Source organism: bacterium (assembly GCA_035371905.1).
Taxonomy (GTDB): Bacteria; Ratteibacteria; UBA8468; order B48-G9; family JAFGKM01; genus JAMWDI01.
This window is the reverse complement of record DAORXQ010000004.1, coordinates 14,628-35,521: the sequence shown is the minus strand read 5'-3', so window position 1 is coordinate 35,521 and position 20,894 is coordinate 14,628. Positions and strand designations below refer to the sequence as shown.

Annotated in this window: 19 protein-coding genes and 1 tRNA gene; 12 read left to right on the top strand and 8 right to left on the bottom strand. The window is 29.4% G+C overall.

Annotated features, from left to right (window positions below; genetic code table 11):
* Positions 1 to 22 precede the first annotated feature (22 nt).
* A tRNA-Leu gene (locus tag PKV21_00965) sits at positions 23 to 107 on the bottom strand.
* 24 nt (positions 108 to 131) lie between these two features.
* A complete protein-coding gene (locus tag PKV21_00960; protein ID HOM26059.1) occupies positions 132 to 989 on the bottom strand; it encodes a glycine--tRNA ligase subunit alpha in 858 nt (285 codons plus the stop codon).
* Between the two features lie 55 nt (positions 990 to 1,044).
* On the opposite strand from PKV21_00960, the gene PKV21_00955 reads away from it, so the two are divergent.
* On the top strand, positions 1,045 to 2,094 hold the full coding sequence (locus PKV21_00955) for a Gfo/Idh/MocA family oxidoreductase (protein HOM26058.1): 1,050 nt from the start codon (positions 1,045 to 1,047) through the stop codon (positions 2,092 to 2,094).
* 10 nt (positions 2,095 to 2,104) lie between these two features.
* Here PKV21_00955 and PKV21_00950 read toward each other — a convergent pair whose 3' ends face one another.
* The 3 genes from PKV21_00950 to rbfA are packed head-to-tail and all read right to left on the bottom strand — an operon-like array spanning position 2,105 to position 5,074.
* Positions 2,105 to 3,070 carry a sugar phosphate isomerase/epimerase gene (locus tag PKV21_00950; protein HOM26057.1) on the bottom strand — a complete coding sequence of 322 codons (966 nt, stop codon included), beginning with the start codon at positions 3,068 to 3,070 and terminating at the stop codon, positions 2,105 to 2,107.
* A 50-nt stretch (positions 3,071 to 3,120) separates the two neighbouring features.
* Entirely contained in the window at positions 3,121 to 4,737 is a 1,617-nt protein-coding gene (gene argS / locus PKV21_00945) for an arginine--tRNA ligase (GenBank protein HOM26056.1), read from the bottom strand.
* Positions 4,727 to 5,074 carry a 30S ribosome-binding factor RbfA gene (rbfA, locus tag PKV21_00940; GenBank protein ID HOM26055.1) on the bottom strand — a complete coding sequence of 116 codons (348 nt, stop codon included), beginning with the start codon at positions 5,072 to 5,074 and terminating at the stop codon, positions 4,727 to 4,729. The genes argS and rbfA overlap by 11 nt, the downstream gene beginning before the upstream one ends.
* Before the next feature lie 164 nt (positions 5,075 to 5,238).
* On the opposite strand from rbfA, the gene PKV21_00935 reads away from it, so the two are divergent.
* From PKV21_00935 to PKV21_00915, 5 genes are read left to right on the top strand one after another with little or no spacing between them, the layout of a single operon-like run.
* Positions 5,239 to 7,419 carry a DNA translocase FtsK gene (locus PKV21_00935; GenBank protein ID HOM26054.1) on the top strand — a complete coding sequence of 727 codons (2,181 nt, stop codon included), beginning with the start codon at positions 5,239 to 5,241 and terminating at the stop codon, positions 7,417 to 7,419.
* The gene (locus tag PKV21_00930; protein ID HOM26053.1) at positions 7,397 to 7,810 is read left to right on the top strand and encodes a helix-turn-helix domain-containing protein; all 414 of its coding nucleotides are present in this window, start codon (positions 7,397 to 7,399) and stop codon (positions 7,808 to 7,810) included. The genes PKV21_00935 and PKV21_00930 overlap by 23 nt, the downstream gene beginning before the upstream one ends.
* Complete coding sequence (gene rimO / locus PKV21_00925; GenBank protein HOM26052.1) at positions 7,807 to 9,087, top strand: 30S ribosomal protein S12 methylthiotransferase RimO; 1,281 nt, start codon at positions 7,807 to 7,809, stop codon at positions 9,085 to 9,087. Before PKV21_00930 ends, rimO begins: the two co-directional genes overlap by 4 nt.
* On the top strand, positions 9,084 to 9,689 hold the full coding sequence (locus PKV21_00920; GenBank protein HOM26051.1) for an MBL fold metallo-hydrolase: 606 nt from the start codon (positions 9,084 to 9,086) through the stop codon (positions 9,687 to 9,689). The genes rimO and PKV21_00920 overlap by 4 nt, the downstream gene beginning before the upstream one ends.
* On the top strand, positions 9,686 to 10,456 hold the full coding sequence (locus PKV21_00915) for a sugar phosphate isomerase/epimerase family protein (protein ID HOM26050.1): 771 nt from the start codon (positions 9,686 to 9,688) through the stop codon (positions 10,454 to 10,456). Before PKV21_00920 ends, PKV21_00915 begins: the two co-directional genes overlap by 4 nt.
* Here the strand turns inward: PKV21_00915 and PKV21_00910 are convergent.
* From PKV21_00910 to PKV21_00900, 3 genes are read right to left on the bottom strand one after another with little or no spacing between them, the layout of a single operon-like run.
* Positions 10,451 to 11,869: a metallophosphoesterase gene (locus PKV21_00910; protein HOM26049.1), complete on the bottom strand. Its 1,419-nt coding sequence runs from the start codon at positions 11,867 to 11,869 to the stop codon at positions 10,451 to 10,453. The genes PKV21_00915 and PKV21_00910 overlap by 6 nt on opposite strands.
* Before the next feature lie 3 nt (positions 11,870 to 11,872).
* Complete coding sequence (gene purH / locus PKV21_00905; protein ID HOM26048.1) at positions 11,873 to 13,405, bottom strand: bifunctional phosphoribosylaminoimidazolecarboxamide formyltransferase/IMP cyclohydrolase; 1,533 nt, start codon at positions 13,403 to 13,405, stop codon at positions 11,873 to 11,875.
* 15 nt (positions 13,406 to 13,420) lie between these two features.
* Positions 13,421 to 14,767: an FAD-dependent oxidoreductase gene (locus tag PKV21_00900; GenBank protein ID HOM26047.1), complete on the bottom strand. Its 1,347-nt coding sequence runs from the start codon at positions 14,765 to 14,767 to the stop codon at positions 13,421 to 13,423.
* Between the two features lie 55 nt (positions 14,768 to 14,822).
* Here PKV21_00900 and tilS point away from each other — a divergent pair, with 55 nt between their 5' ends.
* Genes tilS through PKV21_00870 form a run of 6 tightly spaced genes read left to right on the top strand, consistent with a single transcriptional unit; the run spans position 14,823 to position 20,885 of the window.
* Complete coding sequence (gene tilS / locus PKV21_00895) at positions 14,823 to 16,178, top strand: tRNA lysidine(34) synthetase TilS (GenBank protein ID HOM26046.1); 1,356 nt, start codon at positions 14,823 to 14,825, stop codon at positions 16,176 to 16,178.
* 2 nt (positions 16,179 to 16,180) lie between these two features.
* Positions 16,181 to 17,482 (top strand): RuBisCO large subunit C-terminal-like domain-containing protein, encoded by a 1,302-nt coding sequence (locus PKV21_00890; protein ID HOM26045.1) that lies wholly within the window; start codon positions 16,181 to 16,183, stop codon positions 17,480 to 17,482.
* Positions 17,479 to 17,928, top strand: a complete 450-nt coding sequence (locus PKV21_00885) for a type II secretion system protein GspG (protein ID HOM26044.1) — start codon at positions 17,479 to 17,481, stop codon at positions 17,926 to 17,928. Before PKV21_00890 ends, PKV21_00885 begins: the two co-directional genes overlap by 4 nt.
* A gap of 18 nt (positions 17,929 to 17,946) precedes the next feature.
* Positions 17,947 to 18,867 carry an alpha/beta hydrolase family protein gene (locus PKV21_00880; GenBank protein HOM26043.1) on the top strand — a complete coding sequence of 307 codons (921 nt, stop codon included), beginning with the start codon at positions 17,947 to 17,949 and terminating at the stop codon, positions 18,865 to 18,867.
* Positions 18,868 to 19,590: an inositol monophosphatase gene (locus tag PKV21_00875; protein HOM26042.1), complete on the top strand. Its 723-nt coding sequence runs from the start codon at positions 18,868 to 18,870 to the stop codon at positions 19,588 to 19,590.
* A complete protein-coding gene (locus PKV21_00870) occupies positions 19,590 to 20,885 on the top strand; it encodes an ATP-binding protein (protein ID HOM26041.1) in 1,296 nt (431 codons plus the stop codon). Before PKV21_00875 ends, PKV21_00870 begins: the two co-directional genes overlap by 1 nt.
* Positions 20,886 to 20,894: the final 9 nt, after the last annotated feature.

The window sequence follows — 20,894 nt, the reverse complement described above, 5'->3', positions numbered from 1 at the left end:
TCAATAATTACTATACTCAAACTGGTGCCGGGAGGGGGACTCGAACCCCCACGGCATACGCCATACGCCCCTCAAACGTACGTGTCTGCCAATTCCACCATCCCGGCTCTAAATTTTTCCTTCATTATAGTTTATATTATACCTTTTCCTTTTTCAATGTAAAGCAAAGCACATCTATTTGCAAGTTTTCTCACCCTCTGGATATATCTTACTCTTTCACTTACACTGATTGCTTTTCTTGAATCAAGTAAATTAAAAATATGAGAAAGTTTCAGAATATAATCATATGCAGGATAAATTAATTCCCTATTAAGAATCTTTTCTGCCTCTTTTTCAAATTTTTCAAATATTTCAAATAATAAATTTACATCTGCATTTTCAAAAGAATAAACTGAATATTCTCTTTCTCTTTCTTTTTGAATATCTCCAAATTTTACATCTTTATTCCAGTATAAATTAAAAACATTTTTTTCTTTCTGTAAAAAATTTACTATCCTGTCAAGACCATATGTAATTTCAACTGCAGGGGGTATTAAATCGATTCCACCTGCCTGTTGCATATATGTAAATTGTGTAATTTCAAGTCCATCTATCCAGACCTCCCATCCAACTCCCCACGCACCAAGCGTAGGTGCTTCCCAGTTATCCTCTATAAACCTTATATCATGTTCTTTTGTTGAAATTCCAAGATATTCTAAACTTTTAAGATAAATTTTTTGTATATCAAAAGGGGGTGGTTTCATTATAACCTGAATTTGATGATGGAGATACAATCTTACAGGATTTTCTCCATACCTTCCATCAGCAGGTCTTACAGAGGGCTCAAGATATACAACATTCCATTTTTTGTTTCCTATTATCCCAAAAAAGGTTGCTGGATTTAAGGTTCCTGCTCCTACCTCAACATTATAAGGATGCCACAAAAGACATCCTTTTTTAATCCAGAAATTTTCTATTTTTCTCCAGATATCTTGAAAAAAGTTTTCCATAATTTATAATTTTACAAAAAAATATAGAGAAAGTAAAATTTCAAAGGGAGAAAAAATGAATAATGAAAAAATTAAAATTGTGTTTGTTGGTGTTGGTGCAATGGGCCAGTGTGCTCATCTGAAAAATTATGTTCTTATTCCTGATTGTGAGGTCGTTGCAATATGTGAGATAAGGGAAAAACTTGGAAAAAAAGTTGCAGAGAGATACGGAATTAAAAATTTTTATAAAGGTTTTGATGAAATGATTGAAAAAGAAGATTTTGATGGGATAGTTGCATCACAGCCATTTACAAGACATTATGTAATTCTTAAAGAAATCCTGAAAGCAAAAAGACCTGTTTTTATAGAAAAACCACTTGCAAGTTCTGTTGAAATTGGTGAAAAAATACTGGAAATTATTGAAAAGTCAGGAACCTGGGTAATGGTGGGTTATCATAAGAGAAGTGACCCTGCTTCAATTTATGTTAAAAAATTAATTGATGAATTTAAAAAAACAGGTGAGATTGGAAAATTAAGATATGTAAGAATAACAATGCCACCCGGTGACTGGATTGCAGGAGGTTTTAAGGATTTAATTATCACAGATGAAAAATTACCAGAGAATATTGAATATGACCCGAAACCGAAAAATATGGATGAATTTGAATTTAAAGAATATGTTGATTTTGTGAACTATTATATTCATCAGATAAACTTTATGAGATTTATTTTGGGAGAGGACTACAAAGTTAAATTTGCGGATAGTTCAAAGGTTTTAATGGTAGTGGAGAGTAATTCAGGTATTTCAGGAGTTATAGAAATGGCACCCTATAATACATCTATTGAATGGGAAGAAAAAGTTTTTATATGTTTTGAGAAAGGATATATTGAACTTTCGCTTCCTGCTCCTCTTGCTTCAAATAGACCCGGTAAAGTCAAAATTTATAAAGATATTCCTTCACCTTTAACAATAATTCCTCACTTCCCATGGGTATCTGCAATGTATCAGCAGGCAGTAAATTTTGTTAAAGCAATTAAAGGAGAAATAAAACCACCAAACGATGCAAAAGAAGCATTCAAAGACCTTAAAGTTGCAGAAGAATATTTAACCCTTTTTAAAAAATAAGTAAATCAGATTAAGTCCACCATGCTTTTGGCTTTGGCTCTTTAATTAATACATTTTTCAAAAATTCAATTGCTTTCTTAAGTCCTTCTTCACCACTCATTAAACTATCCTCATGTTCAATACTTAATACACCATCATATCCCACCATTCTCAATGTTGAAATAAAATCATTCCAGAATTCATATCCATGTCCATATCCAACTGTTCTGAATATCCAGGACCTATTTTCTTCATCAAGATATGTTTTTGTATCAAGAACTCCATTTATACTTGATGTGTAAGGGTTTATTTTTGTATCTTTTGCATGAACATGATATATTGCACCTTTAAGTTTCCTCACAGCCGCTATCGGGTCTATCCCCTGCCAGAAAAGATGACTCGGGTCAAAATTTGCTCCTATTTCTTCACCTGCTGCTTCTCTTAATTTTAAAAGTGTTTCCGGATTATATACGACAAAACCGGGATGCATTTCAAGACATATTTCTTTTACATTATGTTTTCTTGCAAATGCTGTTTCTTCCTTCCAGTAAGGAATCACTACTTTTTCCCACTGCCATTTTAAAATTTCTGAAAAATCTGTGGGCCATGGACATGTTACCCAGTTTGGATATTTTGCATTTTCATTATCTCCGGGACAACCAGAAAATGTTATAATTCTTCCTACTCCAAGTTTTTCTGCAAGTAAAATTGTCTTCCTCTGAACCTGCCTGTGTGATTCTGCTATGCTTTTGTCTGGATGAAGAGGATTTCCATGACAGGATAAAGCAGATATTTCAAGACCTCTTTTTTCTATTGCTTTTTTAAACTCTTTTAATTTCCCTTCATTTTCAAGTAATTCACCAACCTTACAGAAAGCATCTCCTGGATAATTACCTGTTCCTATTTCAACTGCTTCAAGTCCCAATTCCTTCACCTTATCAAGTGCTTCATCAAAACTTTTACCCCCAAAAACCACTATAAAAACACCCAGTTTCATTTTTCCCTCCTTTTTATAAATATTATAAACCAAATAAAAAATTTTCAAAATTACATTCTTTCCGGTAGAGAAACATTTAAAAGATTTAGAGATAATTCAAAAATTATAAGAAGCGACTTTACAAGAAAAAGTCGTGCATATGTTAAATCCTTCTCTCCCCCAACTATTCTGTATTTCTGGTAATATGAATGGAATAACTTTGAAACATCAAGTAAATATTCAGCAAGTAAATGAACTCCATATGTTTTAACAACACTTCTTATAACATCATTAAATTTCCATATCTTTTTCATTATTTCAATTTCTTCTTCTTTATTTAACAAATCAATCTCCGGTATAAAGTTATCAATTTTATATCCTTTTTCTTTTCCGAATTCAATTAGATGTTTCAGACGAACATATGCATATTGAAGGTAATAAATAGGATTTTCATTTGACTTTTTTTTAGCAACTTCTAAGTCAAAATCAAGATGACTGTCTATTTTTCTGAAAAGAAAAAAGAATTTGGAAGCATCCGGACCTATTTCATTAACAAGTTCCTTTAAAGTTATAAACTGTCCTTTTCTTGTTGACATTGATAATTTTTCTTTTCCTCTATATAGAGTTGTAAGTTGAACTATCAGAACAGAAAGATTGTCGGGATTAAAACCTAAAGAAGCAACGGATGCTTTCAATCTTGGAATATATCCGTGATGGTCCGGTCCAACTATGTTGATAAGAAATTCAAAACCCCTATCAATTTTAAATTTGTGATAAGCAATATCTGTTGCAAGGTATGTATAACTTCCATCACTCTTAACAACAACCCTATCCTTATCATCTCCAAAATAAGTACTTTTAAACCATAAACTTCCATCTTTTTCATAAATCAAATTTTTTTCTTTTAAGATATTTAAAACATTTTCAACTTCTTTATTTTTAATGAACTGACTTTCTCTAACCCAATTATCAAAAGAAACGCCAAAATTTTTAAGGTCATTTTTAATATCTTTAAGTATTTCATTTTCTGCAAATTCGGTAAAAAATTTTTTGTCATCTTTGGTTTCTTTTATCTTCCTTGCAATATCAATTAGATACTCACCAAGATATCCTTCTTCAGGGACTGGATAATCAACTCCTTTAAGTTGATAATATCTTGCCTTTAAAGATTCTCCAAGTAATTCCATCTGTCTTCCTGCATCATTTATATAGTATTCCTTTGTCACATCAAAATTACAGAATTTTAATATTCTTGAAAGTGATTCACCATATGCTGCTTGTCTTCCATGAGCAATTGTTAAAGGACCTGTGGGATTTGCACTTACAAATTCAATAAGGACTTTTTTCCCGTTACCTATATTTTCCTTTAAGTATTCTTTTTGATTTTGACAGATTTTTAAAATATGCTGTCTGTAAATATCCTCATCAATAAAAAAATTAATAAAGCCATTCTTTACTTCTATTTTTTTAATTATTCCCTTTAAATCAGGATAGATTTTCTCTTTTATAACTTCAGCAATTTTTTGAGGTGAATTTTCTTTATCAGCAAGTCTGAAGGAGATATTTGTATAAAAATCGCCAAACTCTTCCTTTTCAACAGGTAAAACATCAAAATTTACATCCTTTTTAAAGTCAATTATAGATTTTTTTAATGTATTTTCAATTGTACTTTTAACATCAATCCTCATTTTCTTTCTTTATCTCTTTTAAAAGTTGCTCAATCCTTATTTCTTTTCTTTCATCAAGTTCAAATTCAATACTTGGTGTAAATTTAAGGGATATTCTCTGTCCAAGTTTATGCTGTATAAATTTTTGAGCACTTAAAATACCACGAAAAGCATTTTCTTTTTCCTTTTCATCACCCATGAAACTTATACCAACTCTAACATTTTTAAGGTCGCCTGTAATATGAACATATGTAATTGTAAAAAAACAGATTCTCGGGTCTGAAACATCTCTTCTTATAATATTTTCTATTTCTTCTCTTAACATACTTTCAACTTTTAACTGTCTTCTTGTTTTAATTTTTTTCTCCTTTTTGTTATAGAATACCAGAAAATAAACTTTAATTCAAACCTTTATCCCACCTTTAAGGTGGGACTGGAGAATTGTTGATAGACAAGGTTTTCCAGATTAGGTTTTTCAATCCTGTTGTCAATGTAAAAAATAGGTGGTAAATTATATTTAAGATGAAATGGAAGAACTTAGAAAACTGGGTAAAAGGTATTTTAATATTCGGTTTTACTTTTTATTTGTTTTTTTCCTTTATATCTTTTGACCCTTTTGACCCTACATTTAAATTCTGTCAGATAGGTTTTCCAATAAATGAGAATATAAAAAATTTTGGTGGAAAATTCGGGTCATATCTAACAGGACTTCTATTCTTTTTATTTGGTAAAAGTTCATACCTGATTGTAATCTTTATGCTTTTCTTAGGATACAATATCATATGGGGAGAAAAAGAAAGATTATGGAAAAGAATAACAAGTATCACAGGTCTTCTTTTAACATTATCTGTATTTTTAACAGTAATCAGAGGTTCTCTGGGAAATTTTGATGGAGGACTTTTAGGAACTGTTTTAACGCCTGTTTTAAAAGAGTATTTTGGAGAAAATGGTATATTTTTTATTCTTGGACTTTCAGGGATTTTATTTATTGGTATAAGTTATAGAATGTATACTGAACCGTTTAAAGTAGTTTTCAATGATTATTTTTTTAATGAGGATAAAATTCCTGTTCCTGAAAAGGTAAGTTTACCACAGAAGCAAAAGAGAAAAATATTTGAAACAAAAGAAAAGATAGAAATTCCACAGCCAAAGGAAGAAAAGTTAGAAGAGAAAAAAACAGAGACAGAAGAAGAAATAAAGGAGGAAAAGGAAAAAAAGAAAATAAAGAAAACATCTATTTCACGACAAAAAGGTGTAGTTTATAATTTACCTCCTGTTGACCTTCTTGAAATAGGAAATCCCACACAAAAAGAAACAAAAGAGGACTTGGAAATATATGCTCAGGTGATAGAAGAAACACTTTCTGAATTTGATATAGAAGGAGAAGTTGTTCAAATAAATCAGGGACCCAGAGTTACAATGTTTGAAGTTCAACTTGCACCAGGTATTCAGGTTCAAAAGATTTTTAAAATTCAGGACAATATTGCTATGAATCTGAAAACAACAACTATAAGAGTTGTTGCACCTTTACCAAATAAATCAACAGTGGGAATTGAAGTTCCAAACAGAGAAATTTCTATCGTATATTTAAGAGAGATAATTGAAAGTAAAGAATTTCAACGTTCTCCTTCCAAATTAACACTTGCTATAGGAAAGGATATAATGGGTAGACCAATTGTTACAGATTTAAAATTGATGCCACATCTTTTAATTGCAGGAGCAACAGGTTCAGGCAAAACTGTTTGTATCAATTCTTTAATAACTTCAATTTTATATAAAGCAAGTCCTGATGAAGTTAAATTTATAATGATAGACCCTAAAATGGTTGAACTTACTCTTTACAATGACCTTCCTTATCTGCTTTGTCCTGTTATTGTTGATATTAAAAAGGCAGTTAATGCTTTAAAATGGTTAATCGGTGAAATGACAAGAAGGTATAAACTTTTTTCAGAACATAAAGTCAGGAATATTGATGTTTATAATAATATTTTTAAAGATAATCCATTGCCTTATATTGTAGTTGTCATTGATGAACTTGCTGATTTGATGGCGGTTGCAAAAAATGAGATAGAACACAGTATTATACGACTTGCACAACTTTCAAGAGCAGCAGGAATACATTTGATTTTAGCAACACAAAGACCATCAGTAAATGTTATAACAGGTGTGATTAAAGCCAATTTGCCATGTAGAATTTCTTTTCAGGTACCATCTAAATTTGATTCAAGAACAATCCTTGATAGAATTGGTGCTGAAAAGTTACTTGGTAGGGGAGATATGCTGTTTTTACCACCTTTAAGTTCAAGTTTGATAAGAATTCAAGGAAGTTTCATTTCAGATGAAGAAATAGAAAAAGTATGTGAATTCATAAAAAAACAGAGAATCCCTGAATATAATATGGAAATTCTTGAAAGGAAGACCCAGGAAGAAGAAACTCCTGAAATATTACAAACAGAATATGATGATGAAGAGGTTCTTTATGAACAGGCAAAAAGGATTGTGATTACGACTAAAATTGCTTCAATTTCAATGCTTCAGAGAAGATTGAGAATTGGTTTTAATAAGGCAGCAAGGTTGATTGAAAGGATGGAAGAAGAAGGAATTGTTGGACCGTATCAGGAAGGGAAGCCAAGGAAAGTAATAATAAATATGGAAGAGAATCAGCAAAATTCAGAAGACAATGGATTTGAAGAGTTTAAGTGAGTTAATAAAAAAAGAAAGAGAGAAAAAAGAGATTGATTACGATAGGATTTACAGAGATACCAAAATAGTTAGGAAGTTCATAGAATATATTGAAGATGGAGAATGGAATAAATTTCCGGGTAATTTTTACAGAAAAGCAGTTTTAAAAAAATATCTTGATTATCTGGGGATTGAAGGAATAAATCTGGACGAACTTTTTGAAGAAAAAAAAGAAACTTGTGAGGAAGAAATTATTGAACCGAAAAGAGAAAGGAAAGATGAAAGAAATAAAGAAAAAAATGAAAAAAAATTTTATTCTGATACGAAGTTTTATATTTTAATTTTTCTGTTTCTTCTTTTCATTTTACTTCTTCTTATAGGGAATTTACTTTTTGAAAATCTTATAAAATGAAAATCCATCTTATTTCTCTCGGATGTCCTAAAAATCTTGTTGATTCAGAACAGTTACTTGCAATTTTAGGAGAAGAAGGTTTTATAATAACTGATTCAATAGATGAAGCAGACCTTGTAATAATAAATACCTGCGGTTTTATAAGAGAAGCAGTAAAAGAATCAGAAGAAAACATAAAAGAAATTATGAGAAAAAATAAAGAACTGATTATCTGGGGATGTCTTGTTCAGAGAGAGAAAGAAAAATTACTTAAATTTGGAAAATTGAAAGGAATTGGGGGAGTTGGTAATCCTGAAGAAGTTTTAAAAATTATTAAGGAGAAAAAAGAAGGGATTATTAGAATAAAGGAAAGTTTTTTTACCTGCAGAAAAGAATTTCCCCGTCTTATAACAACTTTTCCTTATGCATACATAAAAATTTCTGATGGCTGTAATAATTTTTGCAGTTATTGTTTAATTCCTAAATTGAGAGGTCCTTTAAGAAGCAGAAAAATCATAAATATTTTAAAAGAGGCAGAAAATATTGAAAAACTCGGTTTCAAAGAAATTATACTAATTGCTCAGGATACAACAAATTATGGTGAAGATTTAAAAGATGGTTCAAATTTGATTAAATTACTTGAAGAACTTGAAAAATTCAATTTTGAATGGATAAGAGTTATGTATATGCATCCGGGACATATAAAAGATGAATTGATTGAAAAAATAGGAGGTAGTAAAAAAATATGTAAGTATTTTGATATACCGATGCAACATGTGTCTCAAAAAATTCTTGAAAAGATGAATAGACCGATTATTGACTATAAAAAATTAATTGATAAAATAAGAAGCAAAGTACCTTCTGCTGCAATAAGGACAAATTTTATTATAGGTTTTCCTGGCGAAACAGAAGAAGATTTCAGAAAACTTCTGGAATTTATTGAAGAAGTTAAAATTGATAGAGTTGGCTTTTTTAAGTACAGTAGAGAAAAAGGAACAGTTGCTTATAATTTTAAAGAACAAATAGAAGAAAAAATAAAAGAGGAAAGAATGAAAATCCTTATTGAAAAACAGAAAGATGTATCAGAAAAAATTTTAAGAAAATATACTGGAAAGGTTTTAAAGGTTCTTATAGAAAAAAAAGATAATGATTTTTATACTGGCAGGACTGAATATGATGCTCCTGAAATAGATGGTCTTGTATATATAAAAGGGAAAAATCTTAAAACAGGTAAGTTTTATAATGTTAAAATAAAAAAAACAGATTCATATGACCTTTATGGAGAAAAGATAGGATGATTATAGAAAAAATAATTGTTGGTGATGTTTTTACAAATTGCTATATTGTTGGGTGTGAGGAAGAAAAAATATGTGGAATTATAGACCCTGGAGATAGCGGAGAAAAAATAAAAGAAAGGATAGAAGAACTCGGTTTAAAACCTGTAATGATAATAAATACTCACGGACATTTTGATCATATAGGTGCAAATCATTTATTCAATCTTTCTGTTTACATCCATAAAGATGATTTTGAATTTTTAAAAGACCCTGAAAAAAATCTATCTTCATTTTTTTCCGTCCCTTATGTAAGTAAAAATGACAATATTATTACAGTTGAAGAAAAAGATGTGATAAAAATAGGGAAATTATATTTTGAGGTTATACACACACCAGGTCATACACCAGGAAGTATATGTCTTAAAATAGAAAATATTTTATTTACAGGAGATACAATTTTTGCTGATGGAATTGGAAGAACTGATTTTCCTGAAGGAGATGAAGAAAGATTGATAAAATCAATAAAAGAAAAAATTCTTCCATTACCGGATGATTTTATTATTTATCCGGGTCATGGTAAATCTGCAAAACTTATAGAGTTTAAAAATCTATTTTTTTTATGAAAACAGAACCGATTATTGGAATAAGCAGTTTACATTTTATATGGCATAGTTTAGAAGAAGCATTTGAAAGATGTGCAGTTGAATTCGGTTTTAAATTTATAGAATTTTCTTACTCAGATTTATTAAAAGAAAAAGACCTTTTGCTTATGAAAGAATTTAAGAAAAAATATAATATAGAAACTGGATTACATATCTGGGATAATATACCTGAAATTGGTAAAGAAGAAGCAATTTTGAAGATGAAAGATTATTTAAATATCTGTTCAATTGCTGAAATCAGTTTTTTAACCGCTCACCTTGGAAAATATTCTGAAAGAGAAATTGGACTTAATATTGTTTTTGAGGTTCTAAAAAATGTAATCTCTTTATATGAGAAAAAAAATATTAAAATCTGTATTGAAAATCATTATATTGATGAACTTGGCAACAGCCCTCAAGAATTTCTTTACTTTTTTGAAAAAATAAATTCCCCTTCTTTAAAATTCTGTTTTGACTACGGACATGCAAACTTAAATGGAGATATTTTTGAATTTATAGAAAAACTTTATAAATTTTTTGGTATTGTTCATGTATCCGATAATAATGGAGATAAAGATGAACATTTACATTATGGAGATGGAAATATAGAATGGAAGGAAGTTTTATCTTTAACTTTGAAAAAAGGTTTTTTTGGTCCATATATAATTGAATTTGGTGGAAAAAATGAAAAGATAGAGAAATTTAAAAGTTTTGAAAATGATTTAAAAGAGATAGCAAAGAATTTATAGTTTTATTTTTTCCAGAAATTCAATATGTTTTGAAAAATCTCCAACTTCAATTAAATTATGAGAATCTGAACCAAAAACAATTTTCACATTTTCTTCCATACACATTCTGAAAAATCTATATTCCGGATTATTATGATGGTAATTTATTTCTGCTTTTACCTTTCCTTCTTTCAACATTTTTACAACATCCCTGTATAAATATTCTGGCTTTTCCAGATTTTTTCTGTAAAAAAATCTGAAAGGATGAGCAAGTATATCAATTTTATTTTCAATGAGTTTTTCAACAGACCATAAGAACTTTTTTTCTGTTTCACTTTTACTTGTACACCACTCATCAGGTAAATAATGAACTGCTCCAACAAGTATTTCAAAAAATTTTCTGTCCTCTTCAAGTAATGATATTTTTCCATTTTTATCAATTTCAACTTCAAGTCCAATTCCAGCCATATTAGAATTCAGAGATTTAAATTTTTCTACATAATCTTTAATCCTATCCTTTTTTTCATCTCTCTGTTTTTTTAAAATATCAGGGTTATAAAAAAATTTGAAATTCCAGTAATCTTCCGGCTGTAGATAAAGTTGTCCTGCATGTTCTGTAAAATAAACTTTTTCCACACCAAACAACTTACATCTTTCAATCACTTTTTCCATACTAACATCTTCTGCGCAGTATCCAAATTCAGTATGACAGTGAAAGTCAGTAGCGGTTATTTTATTCTTCAATTGTTTTTCTTCAATTTTTAATTCACTTGAAATTTCAACCAAAAAATACTTAAATGGTTCTTCACATACAGCAGGTAAGGTAAAATAGTAAACTCCTTCATTATTAAGAATATCCAGTCCCCTGTGGTAATGTCCACTTATTGAAAGAAAAACATTATTTTCTTTATAAAGTTTGTGAATTTTTTCACAGTCAAGTAAATTAAAAGGGTAATCACTTTCTATTTTTGGAAAGATAATATTGTGCTGAACTGCTATAATTTTTTTATCTGGATTTTCTCTTACAATTTTTTTAAAATTCTCTATTTCTTCCTGACTTCTAATTGCAATTTCTCCTTCATAATATCTGTCGTAAAAAACATAGAATAAAAAGTTATCATAAACAAAATATTTATAATCACCAAAAATTTCAAAAAATTCTTCAATTTTTTTATCATGATTTCCTGGTGCAATAATAACTTTTTTGGCATTAAAATTATCAATTATCTTTTTTATCTCTAAATATTCCTTTTCTGAATCAGGATTTTCACCATCATCAAGTAGGTCTCCTGCAATTATAACAACATCAATATCTTCTTTTAAATTCTTCTGTATTCTTTTTAAAAACTCAATCCCGAATTTTACATTTCTTTCAGGGATTTTTGAAATACCATCACTTTTATAATGTAAATCACTGAGAAGTAGCAGTTTCATTTTTCAGTGTTTGAAATGTCTTGTCCCTGTAAAAATCATTGAAATGCCGAATTTATTACATTTTTCAATGACATTTTTATCTTCTATTGAACCACCGGGTTGAATTATAGAAGTTACTCCTGCCTGATATGCGATTTCAATACTATCAGGTTTGGGGAAGAATGCATCAGAAGCCAAAACAATAGGTTTCGGGATTTTTTTAAAATTTTCTTTCATTTTCATAACTGCTATTTTTGTTGAATCAACTCTTGACATCTGCCCTGCTCCTATACCGAGTGTCTGGTCTTTTGTTGCTATAACAATCGCATTTGATTTTACAAACTTACAGACCTTCCACGCAAATTTAAGTCCTTCAATTTCTTCGTCAGTCGGTTTTTTTTCTGATACAATTTCAAACTTTTCATAATCAATTTCATCGGGTGTTTGAACTAAAAATCCATCTGCAAGAGTCCTGAAATCATATTCATATTTTATTCTTTCCGGACATTTTATAACCCTTAAATTCGGCTTTTTCTTAAATATTTCCAGTGCTTCCTCTTCATAGTCAGGAGCAATAATTATCTCATAAAATCTCTCTATAAAAATTTCAGCAAGTTTCTTATCAACTTTTTTATTAAATCCTGCAATTCCTCCAAAAGCACTCGTTTCATCTGTTTGAAGAGCTTTTTTATAAGCGTCTATTAAATCACTTCCAGTGGCAACTCCACAGGGATTTGTATGTTTTATTATGACACAGGCACACTTTTCAAATTGACAGACAAGATTATATGCACTTTCCATATCAAGAAGATTATTAAATGAAAGTTCTTTTCCCTGAAAAATTTCTCTTTTAAATTCTCTGCCAGTAAATCTATACCATGCACCTTTTTGATGTGAATTTTCTCCATATCTTAAATTTTGAACTTTTAGAAGTCTGATATCCATTTCTGAGGGTAAAATTTCTTTTTCTATTTTATCTGTAAAGTATGATGAGATAATAAAATCATATCTTGAAGTTAATCTGAAAACCTCTCTTGCACATTTGAAAGAAAATTCCTCACTTACTGTTCCATTGTTTTTTTCCATCTCTTTAATAAATTCTTCATACATTTCAGTTTTAACAAGAACACATACATATTTATAATTTTTTGCTCCTGCTCTTATCATTGTTGGTCCACCTATATCAATATTTTCAATTATTTCTTCATCACTTTTCCCCATCTTAAGTGTTTTTTCAAAAGGATAAAGATTGCATATGATGAGTTGAATTGGCTGGATTTTATTTTCTTCCATCTGTTTCAAATGGTCTTCTTTGTCCTTAATTGAAAGAATACCACCATAAATTTTTGGATGCAGTGTTTTTACCCTGCCGTCAAGTATTTCAGGAAAGCCGGTAAACTGACTCACTTCAATAACATCTATTCCGTTTTCTTTAAGTGTTTTTGCTGTTCCACCTGTTGATATTATTTCAACATTATATTTCTTTAAAAATTTTGCAAGTTCAATAATACCCGTTTTATCAGATACACTTATAATTGCTCTTTCTATTTTTATCATAAGTTACCTCCATTTTTAATATAATCCTTCCTGTTTTTCTAATATTTTTTGGACTTCTAAAGGATTTACCTTATCAACTGAAATGTTCTTATCAAGAGCAATATAGGCACCTATTCCAGCAGAATGTCCGGTTGCAATACAGGTTGCCATTACTCTTATTGAACTCATTGCTTTATGGTCTGCAGAAATACATCTTCCTGTAACAAGTAAGTTTTTGGAATTTTTTGGTATGAGACATTCATACGGTATACTGAACCAATCATTTTTAGGAGGATATAATTTATTTTTTGCCGGAAGGTAATCCTTAAATTTATCAAGAGCAATACAGTATTCCTCGGTTTGGCATTCTTTAACGCATAAATGAACTTTTTTTGTTCTGCCAAGAGGGCAGTGAATGTCTATCCAGTAAGTACCTCTTGCAATACTTGAATCAAACTTTCTCCCTTTTAAAATATCGTCTTCTGTTAGAGTATAGAGTCCTTCTATCTGTCTTGTTTCCCTTATTCCTATATTTGGTGGTAAAGCAGATATATATGAGCTTTCAAACCCAGGGACATTTTCTTTCAAAAATTTCCAGTATTTATAAATCTGGTCTCTTATAAAAATCTCACCTTTTGTCAGGTCAAATACATCTGTTCCATCACCTTGAAATCTCATAACATTAAATGACCTTTCGCCTTTTCTTGTTGTACTCCCCTTGCCTCCAAGTCCTGTATTGTAAATGATCAATTCTCCTTTTTCTTTTAATTCGTTTAATAAATTTCCTGCTTTCTTTGCAACTTCCTCTGTTATTTTTTCTTCGTCAATTCCGGCAATTTTAAACATACATCCCATTGACTGCATTTTCCCATCAAAAAATCTACCTTTTGTATAATTGAATCCAGAATAAAAGGCAATATCTGCGTCTCCAGTAGCGTCAATAAAAACCTTCCCTTTTATTTTCATTTTTCCGCTTTTATTCACAACTTCAATTTCTTTTATTAAACTATCTTCAATTTTTACTGATGATACAAAAGAATGATATAAAATTTCAACTTTCTCTTCCAGCAACAATTTTTCAGAAGAGATTTTAAGAATTTCAGAATCAAAAGAAATACCATATTTTCTAAAAGCAGATTCCCACTTTTCGCATCCATCCATTTGATATGTTTTTTCAATTAAAAATTTTAAAAATCCACTTACAGCAGGTTCTTTTTCATTCAAATAATGGCCAAGTATTGAACCAACAAATCCAGCAGTAGCCATTCCACCTAAAAATCCATATCTTTCAATAAGTAAAACTTTTGCTCCCTGTTTTGCACATCCCCAGGCAGATGCCATACCTGCAGGTCCGCCACCAATAACAATTATATCCTTTTCCATTTTTTCTCCTTTTTAAAAAAGAAATTTTTTTAAAATGATATAATTTATATTGAAAATGGTCAATATATTTAAGAGAGCAGAGGAATTTGTCAGTAAAAATAAATTGATTGAGCAAGGAGACAGAATTTTACTTGCTGTTTCAGGTGGTCCTGATTCGGTTTTTCTTTTTTATTTCTTCATTCATCTTTTAAAAAAGAAGAAAATAGATATAAAAGTTGCTTATATCCACCATCATTTAAGAAAAGAGGCGGATAGAGAAGTTATTTTTGTGAAAAATCTCACAAATAAATATGGAGTTGAATTTTTTAGAGAAGATATTGAAATTAAAGAAAAGAAAAATATTGAAAAAAACTTAAGAGAAAAAAGATATGAAAAACTTTATGAAATTGCAGAAAAAACAGGATGTAATAAAATTGCAACAGGACATACTCTTGATGACCATATAGAAACGTTTTTTATGAATCTTTTTAGAGGTTCCGGTACATCCGGTCTTTGCGGTATATGGCAAAAAAGCAATATTTCCCCTGGTTCTGAAATTTTTATTATAAGACCCCTTCTCTGTGTTGAAAAAAGACAGATTGTTAAATATCTTGAAGAAAATAAAATTGAATATCTTATTGATACTTCTAATTTATCTTCAAATTTTTTCAGAAATAAAATTAGAAATGAGGTTATACCATTTTTACTCAAATATAGACCCTCTTTAAAAAAAGTAATTCTAAGAACAACTGAAATTTTGAAGGAGGATGAGATTTTTTTAAGAAAATATACAGATGCTATTTTTAAAGATATTACAATGAAAGAAAAAAATAAAATTATTATTGATGTGGAAAGATTTAAAAAACTTGATAATTCCATAAAGAGGAGGATTGCATCAATTATATACCGTAAAATTAAAAATACCCCCTATATAAACTTTTCCATTATTGAAAGATTGATAAAAAATATTGAAATGGGTGAAAATGTTTATAATAGTGAAATAATTGAAAAAATTTTAAAAGGAGAAGAAAAAGAGGATAAAAGTTTTATTTACAGAATTAAAGTCCCAGGAGAAATAGAAATACTTGATAAGTTTATCATTAGAAGCAGTTTTGTTCCGTTTTCAGATAAAATTTTTAAAAATGAAAATAAATTTACAGGTTATTTTGACTTTTCAAAAATAAAGGGAGATATAATTGTAAGAAATAGAAAGGGAGGAGACAGATTTATGCCATTAGGACTTAATAAAGAAAAAAAATTATCAAGATTTATGATAGATAAAAAAATTCCAGAAAAAGAGAAAGATGAAATTTTAATTTTTGAAAATAATGGTAAAATTATATGGGTTTGTGGTTATGAAATATCTGAACAGTTTAAGATAAATAAAAATACAGAAAAAATTCTAAAAATTGAAGTGAGAAGTAAGAATTAAAAATGGAAAATTATATTATGGAAAGAAGTACAGAAAAAATTTTCCCTGATAATTATTTACCAAAAGAAGTAAGGAATAAAAAACTAAAAGATATAGTAGTTCTGGGTTCTCAATATAAAAAAGAAGAAAGTATTGAAATTATTTATTATTTAAAATGTGAAGGAGATATTATTGAGGTTGCTAAAAAACTTGCCATGGATGAAACAACTGGAAAATGGATAGGAGATGGAAAACCAACTTCTTTATTCAAAAAATGTGTTGCTGATGTTGATAAAGTTTATATCTATGATAAGGGAGAAGGAATTGTTTTTATAAGAACGCCAATTATTAATTTATCAGAAGAAAAAGACCCTCTTTATCAGATTTTAATGCTTGCATGTGGAGGTCCTGTTCTTGAATTTGTCTATTATTCAGATGTTGCTCTTATAGATATTAATTTACCTGAAAAAATACTTAAAAAATTTCCGGGTCCATCATTCGGGATAGAAGGAATAAGAAAACTTACAGAAACACCTTATCCTGAGCCAATAGTTGGAACAATAGTAAAACCATGTGCGGGAATGACTGAGAAAGAAGTTGCTGAAAAGTGTTACCTTGCTGCAAAAGGAGGAGTTAAATTTATAAAAGATGATGAAAAAATGCTTGGACCATCTTATTGTGATATAAAGAAAAAAATAAAACTTGTTAGTAATGCATTGAAAAAAGTTTATGAAGAGATAGGTAATAAATGTATTTATGCTCCTCATCTTGTTGAAAGAGCAGATAGAATTAAAGATACAGCAAAAAGATATATTGACTATGGAGCAACAGGGCTAATGCTGAATGTTGTTCTTGGACATAATTTTGAAGTTTTAAAAATTTTAAGGGAAGATAAAGATATAAATGTTCCTCTATATGCTCACAGTGGTGGAAGAAGTGCTTTATCAACAGGAAACAGAAGAATTGATGATGCTGTTATTGTAAAGTTTATTCGTCTGTGTGGAGGTGATTTTTTTCAGCATGGAGTTTTTGGAGTAAATGATACCCATATTGCTTCTCTTGATGAAGATTTATTGAATCATTTGATTTTTGTTATGAGATATAACTTAAAAGGAATAAATGATACAATACCAGTTGCTGCAGGTGGTTTAAGAGTTGATAACTTAAAATTGAATTTTGAGAGACATTATGATGAGAAGTTTGGTTTTGGAGTTGCTTTACTTGCAGGTTCGTATTTACTCGGTCATCAAAAGGGTCCATATTTCGGAGCAAAAGAGTTTTTAAGTTCTGTGAAAAATCTGATAAAATTTATACGAAGTAAATGAGAAGGAGAAATAAAAACGGAATTACACTGATGGAGGTTCTTGTTTCAATGTGTATTATATTTTTTATTGCTGCCTCTTCTTTACCTGTTTTACATAGAGCAAGAAATAAAGCAGTCATAGCGAGGACAAAAGCAATTATAAATACAATTGAAGCAGCACTTTCTATGTATGAGACAGATTTTGGTGATTATCCAGAAGGCGAAGGTAATGGTAGTAAAATTATTGTGGAATTGTTACAGGGTCCTGTTGATAGTGACAGATGGCGTGGACCTTACATAAGATTAAAAAAAGATGAAATTGATAGAGAAGGTAATATTCTTGATGCGTGGAAAATGCCGATTATTTATAAGTATCCTCAGACAGATTATGATAATATACCTTTTCTTTTGCTATCTGCAGGACCTGATAGGAAATTTGGAACAAAGGATGATATAGGGAACTGGTAAAAATAAAAGGGGGAAAAAATGGAAGAATTAGTAAAATGGCAGGAGAAAAAAAGAAAAAAACTTTATAAATTATTCGGGGAATTGCCTGAAGGAGATTATCCTGTAAGAGTAATTAAAAGAATTGAAGAGGAAAGAGAAAAATATATTCTTGAAAAACTTGTTCTTGACCTGAATGGATATGAATTGGTTCCTGCTTATTTTGTTAAACCCAAAAATTTGAAAAATAGAGTTCCAGCGATTGTTTTCAACCATTCTCATGGAGGTAAATATTATCTTGGAAAAGATGAATTTATTGAAGGGAATTCCTATATGGCAGTTCCTCCTTATGCAGAAGTTATAACATCATTAGGATTTGTAGGTATATGTATTGACCATCTAAATTTTGGAGAAAGAAGTGGAAGGGATGAACTTGACCTTTTTAAAGAACTTATATGGAAGGGAAGAGTTTTATGGGGACTTATGGTTTTTGACAGTTTAAAAGTTGTTGATTATTTGATGACAAGAGAAGAAGTAGATAAAGAAAGGATTGCAACAATTGGAATGAGTATGGGTTCAACAATGGCATGGTATCTATCAGCCCTTGATAAAAGAATTAAGGTATGTATTGATATCTGCTGTTTAACAGATTTTGAAGAACTCATAAAAACGAGAGGTATTTCAGGTCATGGAATTTATTATTTTGTTCCATCATTACTTAAATTTTTTTCAACATCGGATATAAACTCTTTAATTGCTCCAAGACCTCATCTTTCAGTTGCAGGTGCATTTGATAGATTAACACCTCTTGATGGACTTAAAAAAATTGATAGAGAACTGAAAAATATTTATAAAAAATTTGGGAAAGAAGAAAACTGGCAACTTAAGATTTATAATGTAGGACACAGAGAGACATTTCAGATGAGAAGTGATATAATTGAATTTCTTTTAAAACATATTTAAATGGATAGATTTAATTTAGGAATTGAGGTTATAAAAAAAGCGGGAGAATATTTAAAAGAAAAAATTAATGAATGTAAAAAACTGAAAGAAAATAGATATGATGTGAAACTTTTGCAGGACATTGAAACTGAAAAGATTATTGTAGAAAATATAAAAAAGATATTTCCAGAAGATAGTTTTTTATGTGAAGAAAGAGGAATTGATAGGAAAAATAAAGATAATTTATGGATAATTGACCCTCTTGATGGAAGTTTAAATTTTTCAAGAGGTATTCCACATTTCTGTATATCCATTGCTTTTAATGGGAAAAAGGAAAAGTTCGGTATTGTTTATGATTTTGTAAGAGAAGAAATTTTTACCGGTATTGAAGGTAAAGGTGCTTATTTAAATGGAAAAATAATAAATGTAAGTAAAACGGATAAGATTGAAGAGAGTATTTTAAGCATTGGTTTTATGTCTGGAGAAGAAGAAATTGAGTATGGATTGAGAATTTTAAAAGAGATGGGAAGAAAAGTTAAAAAAATCAGAATGTTTGGTTCTGCTTCTCTTGACTTATGCTATCTTGCTTCGGGTAGAATAGATTTATTAATTCATTTAAATTTAAAAAAATGGGATTATGAAGGTGGAAGAATTATATTGAAAGAAGCAGGCGGTATATTTAAAAAAGAAAAAATCAATAATATAGAAGTTTTTAAAGGAACAAATAGGAGATTGAAGATATAATGGCAAAAAAAAGTATACGACTGGAAGATGTGGTATTAAAACCTGTTACAGGTTTAATAGAAAGATTCAATATATTTTTGAAAAATATGGAAACAAAAGAAAAGGTATCAGAAGTGGATGGTTTTGTTTCGGGTTTGCTGGATGAATTAAAAGATATAGAAAAAGGTATTCTTGGATTTTTTGCTGAAATATTATTTATGTACCATCTTTCAGAAAGAATGGTAAGTATTGAGAATGAAATATCTCTTGTTGAAATTCTTGGAGAGAGAGTAAAGGAATTTTTAAAACCTGACTTTATAAAAATCTATTTAAAAACATCTGAAGGACGGATTTCTTCTGCTTATAGTTATCCAGTTGATTTTGAAGATGAAACTATAAATTCAATTCTTGAAGAAAGTTTACAAAAAGGAGAAAGTTTTTTATATGAAAAGAAAGTTGATGGCAAATATTATTCAATTTTATCAATACCCTTAAGAACAACAAAGGAAAAATATGGTTTTTTTATAACAGGAAGGAAAAGAAAAAAGGGTTTTACTCCAGAGGAAATTTCTCTTCTGATTGCAGGTTCAACTGTTGTCAGTTTTACAATTTCAAATTTAAAATTGATGCAGAAAATGATTGTGAATGAACGACTTGTTATGATTGGACATTTAATTTCAGGACTTTCCCATGATTTAAGAAATATACTTACAAAATTTGAAAATGGGATTTACTTCATAGAATCAGGAATAGAAATGAAAGATATGGAAGACATTAAAATAGGGAAAGATATTTTGAAAAAAAATTATATAAGATTAAAAGAGTTTGTACTTTCTATGGTTGATTATTCAAGGGATAGAGAAGTATCTTTTGAAAATGTTGATTTACATTCTTTAATTGAAGATGTTATTTCATATTTTGAAACAACTCTTAAAGAGAAAAATATTAAAATTTTGAAAGAATTTGATGAGAATTTAAAACTTGTAAAAATTGACAAACACAGAATAGAAAGAATGATTTCAAATTTAATTCAGAACTCAATTGATGCTGTTAAAGAAAATGAAGGAATAATAAAGATAAAAACTAAATTGATGGAAAATTCTTTTCAGATTATAGTTGAAGATAATGGCTGTGGAATCCCAGAAAAAAATCTTGATAAGATTTTTGATATTTTCTTTACAACCAAAGGTTCTCGCGGAACTGGTTTTGGACTTGCAATTGTGGAAAAAGTTGTTAAAGAGCATAATGGTAAAATAGAGGTGAGTTCAAAAGTTGGAGAAGGAACAATTTTCAAAATAACTTTGCCAAGATTATAGGAGATTTTT